Raw genomic sequence first — 15,357 nt, 5'->3', positions numbered from 1 at the left:
GCTAGCGGCCCGTGCCGACGTGTTTCGGTCGCCTCACGCGCCCGAAACGCGCGCGGATGCCGTTTCGGACGCTCGAAGCGCCCGAAACGTCGGCGTCACTGACCGTTGTAGGTCTCGACCTTGACGATCTCGACGGCGATCTCGCGGCCGTTGGGGGCCGTGTACGAGGTCTTCTCGCCCTCGGACAGGCCCAGGATGGCCGCGCCGAGGGGCGACGCCTCGCTGTACACGTCGAGCTCCGAACCGGCCGCGATCTCGCGGCTGCCGAGCAGGAACACCTCTTCGCCGCCGGCGACGATCGCGGTGACGACGGTGCCGCCCTTGACGGTGCCGTCCGACTCCGGCGCCTCGCCGACGACGGCATCCTTCAGGAGGGCCTGGAGGGTGCGAATGCGCGCCTCCTGCTTGCCCTGCTCGTCCTTGGCGGCGTGATAGCCGCCGTTCTCCTTGAGGTCGCCCTCTTCGCGGGCGGCCTCGATGCGCTTGGCGATCTCTTCGCGACCCGTCGTCGACAGGTGCTCGAGCTCGGCGGCGAGCCGGTCGTAGGCGTCCTGGGTGAGGAAGGTCTCCGTGTTCTCGGGCACGTCGTCTCCTTGTCGATGAGCGTGGTCGTTGACCGTTGTCGGTGCGGCCGCGCGGCGCGACGGCGGCTTCGAGGAGAAGCGCCGTCGGTGCGGGCCTAAGCCAAACGCCCCGGCAGCTGCCAGGGCGCGTGTGTCGGATCAGCCTACGGGATCCAGCACGACGGGACCAAACCGGTCGTCGCCTCGGCCGTCGTCGCGACGGTCTCCGAGAAGCTCCGGCTGTGCGCGTCGTCGGCGGGGTAGGAGACGACCTTCCACCCGACGATGCCGTGCTCGGTGTCCTGCGCCTCGATCACGCAGTCGACCGCGGCACCGCGCGGCAGGGTGAGCTGGAAGTCGACCGTCACGCTGTGCGCGTCGTCGAGGTGGAACGCGGTCACATCGATGTCCACGGACTGCGCAGCCTGCGCGTAGGTGCTCCACCCGAAGTAGCCGACCACGGCGATCGCGAGCGCGCCGACGCCGATCCACGCCCACCGGCGCCCGCGGATGCCGCGTCCGCGTCCGTAGCGGTCGTCGAGCTCCTGCTGCGTGCGCATCGCGGTCATGACACTTCCCGAGGTTCTAGGCTGGACTTCCAGGCTAAGCGCTCCGCGCGGAACAGAGGAACGATGCACGCACTGACGGTCGCACTCGCGAGCGTCGCCGCCGAGGCGACGCCCACCCCGACGATGACGGTCGATCCGGATGTCGTCACGCCGGGATTCGCGGGCTTCGTCGCCATCGCCCTGCTGTCGGTCGTCGTCATCTTCCTCATCGTCGACATGCTCCGCCGCATCCGCCGGGCGGGATACCGCTCCGAGATCGCCGAGGAGCTCGACGCCCACGAGCGCGACGCCGCGGCCGCGGCCTCCGACGCGCAGGCCCGGGCCGCCGTCGAGGCGAGCGACACCGACGACCAGGACATCGACCCGCCGTCGCGCTGACCGCGCCCGTCGCGCGCGGCGGCGCTCAGCCGGCCGCGCCGAGTGAGGGGGCGAGCGGATCGAGAGCGATCAGCAGGCACGCCGTCCAGTGGCACAGGAACGCCAGCACCGTGCACACGTGGAAGATCTCATGGAAGCCGAAGTGGCCGGGCCACGGGTTCGGCTTCTTGAGCGCGTAGACGACGGCACCCGCGGTGTACAGCAGCCCGCCGACGATGACGAGGATCATCATCGCCAGGTTCGCCGCCATCAGGTCGCCGAGGTACATCACGGCCGCCCAGCCCAGCAGCAGGTAGAGCGCGACGTACAGCCAGCGGGGCGCGTGGATCCAGAAGACGCGGAACAGGATGCCGAGAAGGGCACCGGACCATACGAGCACGAGCAGCAGCGCGCCCTTGCCGGGGGGCAGTGCGAGCACCGCGATCGGCGTGTAGGTGCCGGCGATCAGCAGGAGGATGTTCGCGTGGTCGATGCGCTTGAGGACGGCCTTCGTCGTGGGGCCCCAGTTGAAGCGGTGGTACAGCGCCGAGTTGCCGAACAGGAGCAGCGAGGTCGCCATGAACACCGCGGCGGCCCACTTCGCCGGAGCGCCCTGCGCGAGGACGATGAGCACGACACCCGCGGCGATCGCCACGGGGAAGGTGCCCGCGTGGATCCAGCCGCGCCACGACGGCTTCAGCTCCACCTGGGCGCCGACGGATGCCGCTTCGATGAGGGGAAGCTGAGGCATGTCCGCGCCGTCGGAGGCTGCGTGTCGGGTCACGGTCCTGAGCCTACGCGCCCGCGTATGCCGGCTCGTGCACATAGCGCCTGCGCGAGACGACGGCGGTGCGCGCGGTAGCGTAGTCGCCGTGACACCCACCGGTTCGGGCGAGGGGCGCGGGTTCCTCTATCGCCTCTACAGTTCGCGCCTGCGACGTGAGTTGACCCCCGATACCGTTCCGCACCACGTGGCGATGATGATCGACGGCAACCGCCGCTGGGCACGCCAGGCGGGTTTCACCACGGTCGCCCACGGCCACCGCGCCGGGGCCGCGAAGATGCACGAGTTCCTGCGCTGGTGCGATGACCTCGGCATCCGCGTCGTCTCGCTCTACCTGCTGTCGACGGACAACCTCACCAAGCGCGATTCGCAGGAGCTCGCCGACCTCATCGAGATCATCGCCGAACTGGCCGACGAGCTGTCGCACGAACCCGGCTGGCGCGTGCAGCACGTCGGGCGCGCCGAGGTCCTCCCGGCCGATCTCGCCCGGGTGCTGCGGACGGCGGAGGAGCGGACCGCCGGCAACACCGGGCTGCACGTCAATCTCGCCGTCGGCTACGGCGGGCGCGGGGAGATCGTGGATGCGGTGCGCAGCATCATCGCGCAGCATCACGAGCGCGGCGGCTCGCTCGAAGAGCTGGCGGCCAGCCTCACGCCGGAGCAGATCGGCGAGCACCTCTACACGGGCGGCCAGGCCGACCCGGACCTCGTCATCCGCACCTCCGGCGAGCAGCGGCTGAGCGATTTCCTCCTCTGGCAGTCGGCCCACTCGGAGTTCTACTTCGTGGAGGCGCTGGGACCGGACCTGCGCGAGGTCGACTTCCTCCGCGCCATCCGCGACTACGCCACCCGCGACCGCCGGTACGGCGGCTGAGCACCCGGCCCCGCGCACGGCGCGTGGGACAATGGCAGACGTGAACGACCTGGAGCCCTACCTCGAGACCTTCGACAGCGCGACGGGATACCTCGACTGGGCGGCCTTCGGTCCGCTGTCCCCGGCGGTGCGGGCGGAGATGCTCGCCGACGCCGAGCTGCTCGGCAGCGGACGGCGCTCGAGCATCGATCTCGTGACCGCGCGTGTGACCGAGGCGCGCGATCTGGTGGCGGGCGTCCTCGGATGCGCGCCCGAGGAGGTCGTGCTGCAGCCGTCGACGACCCACGGCCTGTTCCACGCGATGCAGGGCCTCACCGGCACGGTGGTCGTCTCCGCGCAGGACTTCCCGTCGCTCCGGGTCACCGCTCGGCGCGCCCAGGACGCGCGCGGCCTGCTCAGCGTGCGGGAGATCGACCCGATCGACGGCATCGTGACGGTGGATGCCGTCGCGGAGGCGCTCGACGACGACGTGACGGCCGTGGGCGTGAGCCTCGTCGACTTCCGGACGGGCGCCCTCGCCGACCTCGCGGCGCTGCGCGAGCTCATCGGCGACCGTCTGCTCATCGTCGACGCGATTCAGGGATTCGGGGTCACCGAGGTGGACTGGGCCGCTGCGGACGTCGTCTGCGCGAACGGCTACAAGTGGCTGCGCGCGGGCCGGGGCACGGGCTTCGCGCGCTTCTCGGACCGCGCCCGGGAGCGCATCGAACCCGTCCTGTCGGGGATCTCCGGGATGCAGGGGGATGCCACGACTCCGGGCGTGCCCGCGCCCCTCGCGACCGCGGCGGCGTACCAGGTCGCTCCCACCGACCCCCTCGCGGCCGGCCGCCTCGCGGCGGCGCTGCGCGAGATGACGGATGCCGGCATCCCCGCGATCGCCCAGGAGCTGCGCGCGCGTGCACGCGACGTGATGGATCTCGCCGACCGTTACGCGGTACCGGTGCTGACCCCCCGCGACCGGCACGCCGGCATCGTCACCCTCCAGCCCGCCGCGCACGACGCCGCCGCGCTCGCGGCCGCCCTCGCGAACCACGGTGTGACGGTGACCGCGCGCGGCGCCACCATCCGCGTGTCGCCGCACGTGGGCACCGGTGCCGACAGCCTGCGTCTGCTCGGCGACGCCCTCGCCGAGGTGGCCGCCACGCGTGTCGTCATCGACGCCGCGCCGGGAGCGCTCGCGCTCTCCGAGGCGGACATCGTCCCGGCGCCGCCGGCGCTGGCCGACGCCGTCGGCTCCGACACCGCGAATTAACACGCCGGACACCGCAGCGCGGCGTGTCGTGGATGACGTCGGCGCGTCGCCCGCCGTACGGTCATCACATCGGGCAAGGCGCCCGGTCGAGTCGGCCTCATCACGACTCGTGGCCACGGTCGACTCGAGACTGCCGGGTGCTCCACCCGGGGCGGGAGTGAGTTGTGACCACACGGGCTTCACTGCAGCAACGCCGGATCGATGACGTCGCCGAGGAGGTCGCGGACACGGATCTGCGCACCTACGTCCTCGACACCTCGGTCCTGCTGAGCGATCCGCGGGCTTTCTTCCGCTTCGCCGAACATTCGGTCGTCGTGCCGGTCGTCGTCGTCACCGAGCTCGAAGGCAAGCGCCACGACCCGGAGATCGGCTACTTCGCGCGGCAGGCACTCCGTCACCTCGACGAGCTGCGGGTCGAGCACGGCAGACTCGACTTCCCCGTGCCCGTCGGCGAGGGCGGCACCCTGCGCGTCGAGCTCACCAACACCGACCCCTCCGTGCTGCCCGCGGGCATGCGCCTGGGCGACAACGACACCCGCATCCTCGCCGTGGCGATGCACCTGGCCCAGGAGGGTCAGGAGGTGACCGTCGTCTCGAAGGACCTGCCCATGCGGGTGAAGGCGGCGTCCCTCGGCATCCCGGCGGAGGAGTACCTCGCCGAACAGGCGGTCGACAGCGGGTGGACCGGCATCGCGGACATCGCCGTATCGGGCGACGACATCAGCGACCTCTACGAGAGCGAGGTCGCCACGAGCGAAGAGGTGCGCGGGTTCCCGGTCAACACGGGGCTCGTCATCCACTCCGAGCGCGGCTCCGCCCTCGGGCGCGTCACCGGCGACGGGGCGTTCCGCCTGGTGCGCGGCGACCGCGACGTCTTCGGCCTGCACGGGCGCAGCGCCGAGCAGCGCATCGCCATCGACCTGCTTCTCGACCCCGAGGTGGGCATCGTCTCGCTCGGCGGTCGCGCCGGCACCGGCAAGTCGGCCCTCGCCCTCTGCGCGGGACTGGAGGCCGTGCTGGAACGGCAGCAGCAGAAGAAGATCATCGTCTTCCGCCCGCTGTTCGCCGTCGGCGGTCAGGAGCTCGGCTACCTGCCGGGCGATCAGGCCGAGAAGATGAACCCGTGGGGGCAGGCGGTCTTCGACACGCTCGGCTCCGTCGTGTCGGGCAACGTCCTCGAGGAGGTGGTCGCGCGCGGGATGCTGGAGGTGCTTCCCCTCACGCACATCCGCGGCCGCTCCCTGCACGACGCGTTCGTGATCGTCGACGAGGCGCAGTCCCTCGAGCGCAACGTGCTGCTGACGGTCCTCAGCCGCATCGGGCAGAACTCCCGCGTGGTGCTCACCCACGACGTCGGGCAGCGCGACAACCTGCGGGTGGGCCGCCACGACGGCATCGCCTCGGTCATCGAGACGCTCAAGGGCCACGGCCTCTTCGGCCACGTGACCCTCGTCCGCTCGGAGCGCTCGGCGATCGCCGCGCTCGTCACCGACCTGCTGGAGCAGGGCGAGCTGAGCTGAACCCCGCGGGCGCGGCGGGGGCTACTCCCAGCGGTAGCCCTCGCCGCGCACCGTCACGATGTGCTCGGCGCCGAGTTTCGCCCGCAGATACCGGACGTACACGTCGACCACGTTCGAGCCGGGGTCGAAGTCCAGACCCCAGATGCGGCTGAGCAGCGTCTCGCGGGTGAGCACCTCGCCCGGATGCCGCAGGAACTGCTCCGCCAGCGCGAACTCCCGAGCCGAGAGGTCGACCTCGCGCCCCGCCACGGTCGTGCGTCGCGCGAGCAGGTCCAGACTGACGTCGCCCTGCGTCAGCACCATGACGATCGTGCCGGTGCGCTCCCGCAGACGCGAGCGCACCCGCGCCATGAGCTCCGCCAGCGAGAACGGCTTCGGCACGTAGTCGCTGGCCCCGGCATCCAACCCGTCGACGGCGTCGCGCGCCGAGCTGCGGGCGGTGAGCATGATCACCGGCACGGTCGCGCCGTCCGCGCGCAGATGCCGCAGCACCTCGAACCCGTCCATCGTGGGAAGGCCCACGTCGAGGATCACGAGATCGATGTCGCCGCGCAGCGCCCGTTCCAGGCCGGCCGGACCGTCGTCGCACGCGACGCTCTCATGACCCTCGGCCGCCAGGGCGCGCGACACCATGGACACGATGTGCGGTTCGTCGTCGACGATGAGGATGCGAGTCATCCGGAGGCCTCCCGTTGTTGGACGACATCCCCCGCGCGCACGGGCGTCGGGAGGGTCGCCTGCGTGCCGATGGGGATCTCGATGGTGAACGTCGCGCCGCCTCCCGGCGTGTCGGCGACGGTGCAGTGCCCGGCGTGTGCGCGCGCGATCGTGTCGACGATCGCCAGCCCCAGTCCCGATCCGCCCACCGCGCGCTTGCCGGTGCCCCGATCGAAGCGGCGGAAGATGCGATGCCGCAGCGACGGCGGGATGCCGGGGCCGTGGTCGCGCACCCACAGCTGCGCGCCGGACGGGTGCACGGCACTGCCGATCTCGATGGGGGAGTCGGACGGCGTGTACTTGGCCGCGTTGTCCGCCAGTTGCAGCCACGCCTGCAGAAGACGGTCGTGGTCGCCGTGGATGATGCCCGCCGCGCGCTGTTCGACGCTCCAGCCGTGGCCGCCGATCACCGTGACGAGCTCGGCGACGCGCTGGGTGAGCGCCGCCAGATCGACGTCGCCCATCGTGAAGCTGTCGCTCTCCACCGCCGCCAGCAGATCGATGTCGCCGATCAGCCGCGTCATGCGATCCAGCTCGGCGATGCCGAGGGTCCGGGTGGACGCCACGTCGGCGGGGTCCGCGGCATCCATCAGCTCGAGGTGTCCCCGCACGATCGTGATCGGCGTCTTCAGCTCGTGGCGCACGTCGTCGAGCAGTCGGCGCTGCGCGTCGAAGAGCGCGTCCGGGGTGTCGAGACCCTCGGGGAGTTCGGGGAGATCGGGAAGGCGACGCGGATCCGCGTCGACGAGGAACCAGCCGACGACCGCCGTCGCGGCCAGGGTGAGGACCGCGGCGGCAGCGAAGACGCCGACGTCCGCCCAGGTCGTCTCGGTGCCCGTGGCCGCGTGCAGCAGGAGCAGGGCCAGCGCGGTGAACGCGAATCCGCCGGTCACGACGGCGAGCAGCACCGCCAGCGTGCGCGCACGACGTCCCGTGCGGGCGGTGCTGGCGGCGCGGTTCACCCTCTGATTATCGACCCGGGATCGAGGCGGCCGCGATCAGCCCGGGTGCGTCATCGAGAGCAGGTCGAGCTTGGCGTCGAGCTGCTGCTCCGTCAGCTCGCCGCGCTCGACGTAGCCGAGGTCGATGACGGCCTCGCGCACCGTGATGCCCTTGGCGACGGCGTGCTTGGCGATCTTCGCCGCGGCCTCGTACCCGATCAGCTTGTTCAGCGGCGTCACGATCGACGGCGACATCCCCGCGAAGGCGGCGGCGCGGTCGAGGTTCGCCTGCAGGCCGTCGATCGTCTTGTCGGCCAGCACGCGCATCGCGTTGGACAGCAGCCGGATCGACTCCAGCAGGGCGGTGCCCATGACGGGGATCGCGACGTTGAGCTCGAACGAGCCCGACGCCCCGGCCCAGGCGACCGTGGCGTCGTTGCCGATCACCCGGGCACACACCATGAGCGTGGCCTCGGGTACGACGGGGTTGACCTTTCCGGGCATGATCGACGAGCCCGGCTGCAGGTCGGGGATGTGCAGCTCCCCGAGTCCGGTGTTGGGGCCGGAGCCCATCCACCGCAGGTCGTTGTTGATCTTCGTGAGCGACACCGCGATCGTGCGCAGCGCGCCGGAGGCCTCGACGAGCCCGTCGCGGTTGGCCTGGGCCTCGAAGTGGTCCTTCGCCTCCGTGATCGGCAGCTCGGTCTCCTCAGCCAGCAGCGCGATGACCTTCTGCGGGAAGCCGAGCGGGGTGTTGATGCCGGTACCCACGGCGGTGCCGCCCAGCGGGACCTCGCCCACACGGGGGAGCACCGCGCGCACCCGCTCGATGCCGAGGCGGATCTGGCGGGCGTAGCCGCCGAACTCCTGGCCGAGGGTCACCGGCGTCGCATCCATCAGGTGCGTGCGGCCGGACTTCACGGCATCCTTCCACAGCTCCGCCTTCGCCTCGAGCGCGACCGCCAGGTGGTCCAGCGCCGGGATGAGGTCGTCGATGAGGGCCTGCGTGACCGCGATGTGCACCGATGTCGGGAAGACGTCGTTGGACGACTGCGACGCGTTGACGTGGTCGTTCGGGTGCACCGGGGCACCGAGCTTCTGCGTCGCGAGGGAGGCCAGCACCTCGTTCATGTTCATGTTCGAGGAGGTGCCCGAGCCGGTCTGGTACGTGTCGACCGGGAAATGCGCGTCGTAGCGGCCCGTGATGACGTCATCGGCGGCGGCGGCGATCGCATCGGCGATCGCGCCGTCCAGGGTGCCGAGCTCCTTGTTCGCGAGGGCGGCCGCCTTCTTGATGCGGGCGAGCGCGGCGATCTGGGTCGACTCGAGTCCCGTCCCCGAGATCGGGAAGTTCTCCACGGCGCGCTGCGTCTGCGCGGCGTACAGCGCGTCCTTGGGGACGCGCACCTCACCCATCGTGTCGTGCTCGATGCGGTACTCGGTGGTCTCGGTCATTGCGGTCACGTCCTCGTTTCCTGTGCGTGTTCTGTTGTGGTGATGTCGGGCGGGGCGCGGGCGGAACCGGTCAGGCCTCGTCGAGTCCGACCGTGACGTGCGGCACGGCGGTGCCCTCGCTCAGCCGGTAGTTGGCCCCGACGATGCCCAGTCGTCCCTCGGCCACGGCCTCGGCGATCAGCCGCGAGGAGGCGAGGAGGTCGTCGACCGTGTTCTTGAGGTGTTCGCGGCCGACCTCCTCGGCATCCAGCGTGCGCGGGTCGACGTCGCCGCCGGCGTCGCGCAGCACGGTTCGCGCCGCCGGCACGATGCGGGCGATCAGGCGCCAGATGTGCGAGGGCAGCTCGGGCGAGCCGAGGGCCGTCGAGTCGATCGCGGCGCGCACCGCCCCGCACGCGTCGTGGGCGAGCACGATGATCAACGACACATCGAGCGCCGCGACGGCGTACTCCAGGCTGGCGATCGCCGAATCGGAGGCCACCTGTCCGGCGTTGCGGACCACGAACAGATCGCCGAGGCCCTGGTCGAAGATGATCTCGGCCGCCAGGCGCGAGTCCGCGCATCCGAACAGCGCGGCGCGCGGGGTCTGCGCGGCCGCGAGTTCGTTGCGGCGCTCGACGTCCTGACGGGGGTGGCGGGGCTCTCCCGCCACGAAGCGCTCATTGCCTTCGCGCATCTCGGCCCAGACGGTCGCGGGCGTCGGGCGGATCGTCGTGCTCATCGCGTCTCCTCGCGCAGGGTGCGGATCTGGTCGGTCACGCCGGTGGCGGCGACCGCGGCGGTGGGGGCGTCGGTGGCCCCGTAGATGAGGACCGTGTCGGTGCCGGCCGCTGTCGAGAGGGCGTAGGAGACCGTGTCGGTGCGTGCCGACGCCGGGATCGTGTACTCGTCCCAGACGATGCCGTCGATCGTGACGCTCCCCGTCGGGGCGAAGCCCCCGAGTACCTTCGACGCCCACGTCGGGTCGGCGTCGATGCCCTGCGCGATGCGGATGTAGCCGGTCGGCGGCGCGTAGACGATGCGCCACATCGAGCCCTCGAGACGCGCGGAGTTGGCGCGCCAGTCCTGCGGCACCGTGGGAACGAGCAGGGTGTGCTCCAGCGATGCCGATGCGCTCTGCGCGGATGCCGCCACGTCGGCCTCTTCGGGGTCGGGCAGCGACCCGCGGGGCACGCCGAAGTACACGACGGCGACGACCGCCATCGTCACGAGCAGTGCGGCGACGAGGTTGCGGAACGTCTTGCTCTGCCGGTAGGCGCGGGATGCCGCAGCCTTGCGGTCGGCGGTCTCGTCGGGCGTCTCGGGGCGACCGAGCTCGGCGACGATGCGGGGACCGGCGGCCATCACGACTCCGCGTCCGCCGGACGAGCGGCATCGAGCAGGCGCTTGGCGCCCAGGAGCCACTCCTCGCAGCGGGCTGCGAGCGCCTCTCCCCGCGTCCAGAGCGCGAGGGAGTGCTCGAGGGTCGGGGCGCCCTGCTCGAGTTCGGCGACGACGCGGACGAGCTCGTCGCGTGCCTGCTCGAACGAGAGATCGGCGACGTCGGCGGCCGTGTCGCTGGTCATGGCGTCCATTCTAGGACGCCGCCCCGACGTCTTCGGCGACGGGTCCCTCCGATCGCGCGGCGAACGATCCCTCGGCGACGGTGACCGTGACCGACGCCCCCGCCGGGGCCTGCGCGGCGTCCCGGACGATGACGCCGCCGTCCAGGTGCGCGATCGCATATCCGCGCGACAGCGTCGCGCCGGGCGACAGGGCGCGCAGCGAGGCCCGCAGCTGCGCGGTCGTCCGGTCGGCGGCATCCAGGCGTCGCGTCACGACGTCGCGACCGCGCGACACGAGCGTCCACAGCTCGTGCGAGCGCGGCGTGAGCAGCGACTCGGGGGAGCGCAGCACCGGCCGCGAGCGCAGCTGCTCCAGCTGGGCGATGTCGTGCGAGATCCGCTGGGTGAGACGGGTGCGGGCGCGCGTGCGCAGCTGCTGCACGAGCGCGCGCTGCTCCGACACGTCGGGGACGACCTTCTTCGCGGCATCCGTGGGGGTAGAGGCGCGCAGGTCGGCGACGTCGTCGAGGAGCGGGTGGTCGTTCTCGTGCCCGATCGCCGAGACGACGGGGGTGGATGCCGCGGCCACCGCCCGCACCAGACGCTCGTCGCTGAAGCCGAGGAGGGCCTGGGGGTCACCGCCGCCGCGGGCGATCACGATGACGTCCACCTCGGGGTCGGCGTCCAGCGCGGCCAGCGCGGCGATCGTCTCCGGCACGCAGCGCTCGCCCTGCACCGCGGCGTGGATCGTGCGGAAGCGCACCTCTGGCCAGCGCAGCTCGGCGTTGCGGTGCACGTCCTTCTCGGCGTCGCTGCGCTCACCCGTGATGAGCCCGACGACGTGCGGGAGGAACGGGATGCGCTTCTTGCGCGCGGGGTCGAACAGCCCCTCGCTCCGCAGCCGGGTGCGCAGTCGCTCCAGCCGTTCGAGCTGGTCTCCCAGGCCCGTGTGCCGCATGGCCGACACCGTGAAGGTGAAATCGCCCGTCTTGACGAAGAAGTCGCTCTTGACGCACGCGACCACCAGGTCGCCCACCTTCACGTCGTCCTGCAGCCGCTGCAGCGTCGAGGACCACAGGCGGAAGGAGATCATCGCGTCGCCGTTGGCGTCCTTCAGGCGGCCGAAGACATGACCGCCGCGGAGGTTCCACGCCGTGATCTCGCCTTCGACCCACACCGAGCCCCAGGTCGACACGAAGCCGCGGATCGTCTCGTTCAGCCGCGACACGGAGGTCGGCGCGTCGGCGCGGGAATCGCGCGGGGCCACGGCATCCGGCGGAGCGACCTCACCGGGAGCGGACGCGAACGAAGCCATCGCTGCCTTTCCGCCGCGCGCATGCGGCCCTCACTCAGCCCGCCCTCCCTAGAATCGAGGGGTGAGCAGCTCTGCCGTCCGTCTACCGACGCCCCATATCCCAGGACCGCGCGGACGGCTCCAGGATAACCCGGTGCCAGGACCCAAGAAGGTCCTCCTGGCCTCCCCGCGCGGATACTGCGCGGGGGTGGACCGCGCCGTGATCGCCGTCGAGAAGGCGCTGGAACGCTACGGCGCCCCGGTGTACGTGCGCAAGCAGATCGTCCACAACATCCACGTCGTCACCGAGCTCGAGGCGAAGGGGGCGATCTTCGTCGAAGAGGTCGACGAGGTCCCGTCCGGTGCGCACGTGGTCTTCAGCGCGCACGGGGTATCGCCGGCCGTCGTGAACGCGGCATCCGAGCGCGGGCTGCAGGCGATCGACGCGACCTGCCCGCTCGTCACGAAGGTGCACCGCGAGGCGGTGCGCTTCGCGCGCGACGACTTCGAGATCCTGCTCATCGGCCACGACGGCCACGAAGAGGTCGAAGGCACCGCCGGAGAGGCTCCCGACCACGTCACCGTCGTGAACTCGCCCGACGAGGCCGATCGCGTGGTCGTCAAAGACCCGGAGAAGGTCGTGTGGCTCTCGCAGACCACGCTCTCGGTCGACGAGACCATGGAGACCGTGCGCCGTCTGCGTGAGCGCTTCCCGAGCCTGCAGGATCCGCCGTCGGACGACATCTGCTACGCGACGCAGAACCGCCAGGTCGCCATCAAGAAGGTCGCCAAGGACGCGGATCTGGTCATCGTCGTCGGCTCGTCGAACTCCTCGAACTCGGTGCGCCTGGTCGAGGTCGCCCTCGAGTACGGCGCGAAGGCGGCCTACCGGGTCGACTACGCGCACGAGATCCGGCAGGAGTGGCTCGACGGCGTCGGAACGGTCGGCGTCACCAGCGGCGCCTCGGTCCCCGAGGTCCTCGTCCAGGAGGTGCTCGCCGATCTGGCCGGCGCCGGCTACGCCGACGTCGAGCAGGTGCGCACCGCCGAGGAGGACCTGATGTTCTCCCTCCCGAAGGAACTGCGTCAGGACGCCACCGGACGCCGTGACGACCGCGCGCTCGGCGGGCGGTCCCGGACGTGAGCGAGCCCGCGGCGGAGCCGACGCGCCCGCGCCCGCAGTACGGCGAGTACGCCACACCGGAGGAGCAGCGCGCGCGCATCGCGCAGCCGGCGCTGCCGGCGCAGCATCCCGTGCTCCCGCCCACCGTCCCGAGCCGTGCCCATCCGCCGACCGCGCCGGCGACGACCGCCGCGGCGCGTCCGTCGCGCACGGCCGATCGGATCATCACCTTCGCGCTGCTCGTGTACGGCCTCGTCACCGTCATCAGCGCGGTTCCCCAGCTGTGGGACTTCGCGGGCTTCGCGCAGACCTGGATGCAGGTCGCCGGGATCGACGCCACCTTCACCAACACGGCGCAGGGCGAGCTATGGGGGCGCATCTCGGCGTTCGTCTTCATCGGAGGCTGGATGCTGACGGCCGTGCTGTCCTGGGCCTCGCTGAGGGCGCACCGGCTGTCGTGGTGGATTCCCCTCGTCGGGGCCATCGTGACGTTCATCATCGCGACGGTGTGCCTCACGATCCCCCTGCTCGGCGACCCCGCGATCGTCAGCCACTTCGCCCGATGAGCGCATCCGGCACGCTCCTCGCGGTGTGCGTCGTGCGGGCGCTGCGACCCGACGCCGGGGCGCTCGGGGTGACCGCGATCGACAAGGCCGCCGTCGAGGGGCCGGTCCGCCTCGGACGCTACGGCGCCTATGCCGACGTCCAGGCCAATCGCAAGCACCACGGCGGCCTCGACAAGGCCCTCTACGCCTACGCGCAGGAGGACGCCGACTTCTGGGCGGCCGAGTTGGGCGTCGACCTGCCGCCCGGGTGGTTCGGCGAGAACCTCCGCGTCGACGGGCTGGACGTCAACCGCTCGCGCATCGGTGAGCGATGGAGGATCGGCGAGACCGCCGTCGTCGAGGTGACGATGCCGCGGACGCCCTGCCAGACGTTCGCGCGCTGGGTGCGCACGGTCGACCGGTCGGCCGAGCGCGGCTGGGTGCGCCGTTTCTCGGCGGAGCGTCGACTGGGCCCGTACCTGCGCGTCGTGCGCACCGGGTCGGTCCGCGCCGGCGACCCCCTCACCGTCATCCACGTGCCCGACGGCGCGCCCGGACTCCTGGACGCGTACGCCGATCCCGCGTGATCGTCGCGGGCGCCCCGCGCCGGTCACGGTCGGGCATCCGCGGCGACGGCCCGTACGTCGAACGCCCCCGGAGCGCGGCTCCGGGGGCGTTCGTCGTACGGGGACGGATCAGATGCTGATCGAGTGGCCCGCCGAACCGAGCTGCTGCGTGGCCTCGACCACGCGGGCCGCCATCGCCGACTCGGCGATCTTGCCCCAGGCGCGCGGGTCGTAGGCCTTCTTGTTGCCCACCTCGCCGTCGACCTTGAGCACGCCGTCGTAGTTGCTGAACATGAACCCGGCGACCGAGCGCGTGAACGCGTACTGCGTGTCGGTGTCGATGTTCATCTTGACGACGCCGTTGGCGACCGCGGTCGCGATCTCCTCCGGCGTCGAGCCGCTGCCGCCGTGGAACACGAGGTCGAGCGGCTTCGCGCCGGTGCCGAACTTCTCCGCGATGCCCGCCTGGATCTCGCCGAGCAGCTCGGGGCGCAGCTTCACGTTGCCCGGCTTGTAGACGCCGTGCACGTTGCCGAACGTCAGCGCCGCGATGTACCGGCCGTTCTCGCCGAGTCCGAGCGCGTCGACGAACTTCGAGACGTCCGCGGTGGTCGTGTACAGGGCCTCGTTCGACCCCTCGTGCTTGACGCCGTCCTCCTCGCCGCCCACGACGCCGATCTCGACCTCGAGGATGGCGTTGATGTTCTTCATGCGGGGGAGCAGCTGCTTGGCGATCTCGATGTTCTCCTCGAGCGGCACCGCCGAGCCGTCCCACATGTGCGACTGGAAGATGGGGTTGCGACCGGCGCGCACCTCCTCCTCGGATGCCGCGATCAGCGGCAGCACGAAGTCCTCCAGCGCCGGCTTCGGGCAGTGGTCGGTGTGCAGGGCCACCGTGATCGGGTAGTTCTTCGCGACCTCGGTGGCGAACTTCGCGAACGCGAGGGCACCCGTGGCACGGCCCTTGACGGTGTGGCCGGCGAAGTAGTCGGCGCCGCCGGTCGTCACCTGGATGATGCCGTCGGAGCCGGCTTCGGTCAGACCCTGCAGGACGGCATTGATCGACTGCGAGCTGGCGGCGTTGATCGCGGGGAACGCGTATCCACCGGCCTTCGCACGGTCCAGCATCTCGGCGTATTGCTCAGGGGTGGCGACAGGCATTTCTGCTCCTCAGTTCTGCGGGGATTCCAGGCTCAGCCTATCGAAGCGGCGGCACCGTCCGTGAGGGGGCGACCGGGCAAAAGAGTCCCCTC

Annotated in this window: 18 protein-coding genes; 7 read left to right on the top strand and 11 right to left on the bottom strand. The window is 71.2% G+C overall.

Features of this window, described 5'->3' with window-relative positions:
- Window positions 1-95 precede the first annotated feature (95 nt).
- Both greA and MHO01S_RS15295 read right to left on the bottom strand, forming a co-directional pair.
- Window positions 96-584, bottom strand: a complete 489-nt coding sequence (greA, locus tag MHO01S_RS15300; protein ID WP_060959230.1) for a transcription elongation factor GreA — start codon at window positions 582-584, stop codon at window positions 96-98.
- A gap of 143 nt (window positions 585-727) precedes the next feature.
- Entirely contained in the window at window positions 728-1,132 is a 405-nt protein-coding gene (locus MHO01S_RS15295) for a DUF4307 domain-containing protein (protein ID WP_082734118.1), read from the bottom strand.
- 63 nt (window positions 1,133-1,195) lie between these two features.
- Here MHO01S_RS15295 and MHO01S_RS15290 point away from each other — a divergent pair, with 63 nt between their 5' ends.
- The gene (locus MHO01S_RS15290; protein ID WP_061782553.1) at window positions 1,196-1,510 is read left to right on the top strand and encodes a hypothetical protein; all 315 of its coding nucleotides are present in this window, start codon (window positions 1,196-1,198) and stop codon (window positions 1,508-1,510) included.
- Window positions 1,511-1,535: 25 nt separating this feature from the next.
- Here the strand turns inward: MHO01S_RS15290 and trhA are convergent, their stop codons facing one another.
- A complete protein-coding gene (trhA, locus tag MHO01S_RS15285) occupies window positions 1,536-2,240 on the bottom strand; it encodes a PAQR family membrane homeostasis protein TrhA (RefSeq protein ID WP_060959231.1) in 705 nt (234 codons plus the stop codon).
- 121 nt (window positions 2,241-2,361) lie between these two features.
- Between trhA and MHO01S_RS15280 the strand changes: the two genes are divergently transcribed.
- The 3 genes from MHO01S_RS15280 to phoH2 all read left to right on the top strand — a co-directional run bounded on the left by MHO01S_RS15280 (window position 2,362) and on the right by phoH2 (window position 5,919).
- A complete protein-coding gene (locus MHO01S_RS15280; protein ID WP_060959232.1) occupies window positions 2,362-3,147 on the top strand; it encodes an isoprenyl transferase in 786 nt (261 codons plus the stop codon).
- Between the two features lie 31 nt (window positions 3,148-3,178).
- A complete protein-coding gene (locus MHO01S_RS15275; RefSeq protein WP_061782552.1) occupies window positions 3,179-4,399 on the top strand; it encodes an aminotransferase class V-fold PLP-dependent enzyme in 1,221 nt (406 codons plus the stop codon).
- A gap of 164 nt (window positions 4,400-4,563) precedes the next feature.
- Window positions 4,564-5,919, top strand: a complete 1,356-nt coding sequence (phoH2, locus tag MHO01S_RS15270; protein ID WP_061782551.1) for an RNA 5'-3' helicase PhoH2 — start codon at window positions 4,564-4,566, stop codon at window positions 5,917-5,919.
- A gap of 21 nt (window positions 5,920-5,940) precedes the next feature.
- Here the strand turns inward: phoH2 and MHO01S_RS15265 are convergent, their stop codons facing one another.
- From MHO01S_RS15265 to xseA, 7 genes are all read right to left on the bottom strand, one after another.
- Complete coding sequence (locus MHO01S_RS15265; RefSeq protein ID WP_060959235.1) at window positions 5,941-6,597, bottom strand: response regulator transcription factor; 657 nt, start codon at window positions 6,595-6,597, stop codon at window positions 5,941-5,943.
- Window positions 6,594-7,598, bottom strand: coding sequence for a sensor histidine kinase (locus MHO01S_RS15260; RefSeq protein ID WP_060959236.1), 1,005 nt, complete (start codon window positions 7,596-7,598; stop codon window positions 6,594-6,596). Before MHO01S_RS15260 ends, MHO01S_RS15265 begins: the two co-directional genes overlap by 4 nt.
- Before the next feature lie 36 nt (window positions 7,599-7,634).
- Window positions 7,635-9,032, bottom strand: coding sequence for a class II fumarate hydratase (locus MHO01S_RS15255; RefSeq protein WP_060959237.1), 1,398 nt, complete (start codon window positions 9,030-9,032; stop codon window positions 7,635-7,637).
- A gap of 70 nt (window positions 9,033-9,102) precedes the next feature.
- The gene (locus MHO01S_RS15250; RefSeq protein WP_060959238.1) at window positions 9,103-9,753 is read right to left on the bottom strand and encodes a carbonic anhydrase; all 651 of its coding nucleotides are present in this window, start codon (window positions 9,751-9,753) and stop codon (window positions 9,103-9,105) included.
- The gene (locus MHO01S_RS15245) at window positions 9,750-10,376 is read right to left on the bottom strand and encodes a DUF4245 family protein (RefSeq protein ID WP_060959239.1); all 627 of its coding nucleotides are present in this window, start codon (window positions 10,374-10,376) and stop codon (window positions 9,750-9,752) included. The genes MHO01S_RS15250 and MHO01S_RS15245 overlap by 4 nt, the downstream gene beginning before the upstream one ends.
- The gene (locus tag MHO01S_RS15240; protein ID WP_082734119.1) at window positions 10,376-10,606 is read right to left on the bottom strand and encodes an exodeoxyribonuclease VII small subunit; all 231 of its coding nucleotides are present in this window, start codon (window positions 10,604-10,606) and stop codon (window positions 10,376-10,378) included. Before MHO01S_RS15240 ends, MHO01S_RS15245 begins: the two co-directional genes overlap by 1 nt.
- A 1-nt stretch (window position 10,607) precedes the next feature.
- On the bottom strand, window positions 10,608-11,891 hold the full coding sequence (gene xseA / locus MHO01S_RS15235; RefSeq protein WP_061782550.1) for an exodeoxyribonuclease VII large subunit: 1,284 nt from the start codon (window positions 11,889-11,891) through the stop codon (window positions 10,608-10,610).
- Window positions 11,892-12,024: 133 nt separating this feature from the next.
- Between xseA and MHO01S_RS15230 the strand changes: the two genes are divergently transcribed.
- Genes MHO01S_RS15230 through MHO01S_RS15220 form a run of 3 tightly spaced genes read left to right on the top strand, consistent with a single transcriptional unit; the run spans window position 12,025 to window position 14,125 of the window.
- Complete coding sequence (locus MHO01S_RS15230; RefSeq protein ID WP_060959241.1) at window positions 12,025-13,014, top strand: 4-hydroxy-3-methylbut-2-enyl diphosphate reductase; 990 nt, start codon at window positions 12,025-12,027, stop codon at window positions 13,012-13,014.
- Complete coding sequence (locus MHO01S_RS15225) at window positions 13,011-13,559, top strand: DUF6264 family protein (protein WP_061782549.1); 549 nt, start codon at window positions 13,011-13,013, stop codon at window positions 13,557-13,559. Before MHO01S_RS15230 ends, MHO01S_RS15225 begins: the two co-directional genes overlap by 4 nt.
- Window positions 13,556-14,125, top strand: coding sequence for an MOSC domain-containing protein (locus tag MHO01S_RS15220; RefSeq protein ID WP_060959243.1), 570 nt, complete (start codon window positions 13,556-13,558; stop codon window positions 14,123-14,125). Before MHO01S_RS15225 ends, MHO01S_RS15220 begins: the two co-directional genes overlap by 4 nt.
- A 108-nt stretch (window positions 14,126-14,233) precedes the next feature.
- Here MHO01S_RS15220 and fbaA read toward each other — a convergent pair whose 3' ends face one another.
- On the bottom strand, window positions 14,234-15,265 hold the full coding sequence (gene fbaA, locus MHO01S_RS15215; protein ID WP_060959244.1) for a class II fructose-bisphosphate aldolase: 1,032 nt from the start codon (window positions 15,263-15,265) through the stop codon (window positions 14,234-14,236).
- Window positions 15,266-15,357: the final 92 nt, after the last annotated feature.

It is taken from the genome of Microbacterium hominis NBRC 15708, assembly GCF_001592125.1.
Lineage (GTDB): Bacteria > Actinomycetota > Actinomycetes > Actinomycetales > Microbacteriaceae > Microbacterium > Microbacterium hominis.
This window is presented reverse-complemented; position numbering and strand designations above follow the sequence as displayed.

Bases quoted from the DNA above. Each gene is read 5' to 3' on its own strand.
- MHO01S_RS15295 (WP_082734118.1), bottom strand. From the start codon at position 1,132: ATGACCGCGATGCGCACGCAGCAGGAGCTCGACGACCGCTACGGACGC.
- MHO01S_RS15290 (WP_061782553.1), top strand. From the start codon at position 1,196: ATGCACGCACTGACGGTCGCACTCGCGAGCGTCGCCGCCGAGGCGACG.
- trhA (WP_060959231.1), bottom strand. From the start codon at position 2,240: ATGCCTCAGCTTCCCCTCATCGAAGCGGCATCCGTCGGCGCCCAGGTG.
- MHO01S_RS15275 (WP_061782552.1), top strand. From the start codon at position 3,179: ATGGCAGACGTGAACGACCTGGAGCCCTACCTCGAGACCTTCGACAGC.
- MHO01S_RS15265 (WP_060959235.1), bottom strand. From the start codon at position 6,597: ATGACTCGCATCCTCATCGTCGACGACGAACCGCACATCGTGTCCATG.
- MHO01S_RS15255 (WP_060959237.1), bottom strand. From the start codon at position 9,032: ATGACCGAGACCACCGAGTACCGCATCGAGCACGACACGATGGGTGAG.
- MHO01S_RS15250 (WP_060959238.1), bottom strand. From the start codon at position 9,753: ATGAGCACGACGATCCGCCCGACGCCCGCGACCGTCTGGGCCGAGATG.
- MHO01S_RS15245 (WP_060959239.1), bottom strand. From the start codon at position 10,376: ATGGCCGCCGGTCCCCGCATCGTCGCCGAGCTCGGTCGCCCCGAGACG.
- MHO01S_RS15240 (WP_082734119.1), bottom strand. From the start codon at position 10,606: ATGGACGCCATGACCAGCGACACGGCCGCCGACGTCGCCGATCTCTCG.
- xseA (WP_061782550.1), bottom strand. From the start codon at position 11,891: ATGGCTTCGTTCGCGTCCGCTCCCGGTGAGGTCGCTCCGCCGGATGCC.
- MHO01S_RS15220 (WP_060959243.1), top strand. From the start codon at position 13,556: ATGAGCGCATCCGGCACGCTCCTCGCGGTGTGCGTCGTGCGGGCGCTG.
- fbaA (WP_060959244.1), bottom strand. From the start codon at position 15,265: ATGCCTGTCGCCACCCCTGAGCAATACGCCGAGATGCTGGACCGTGCG.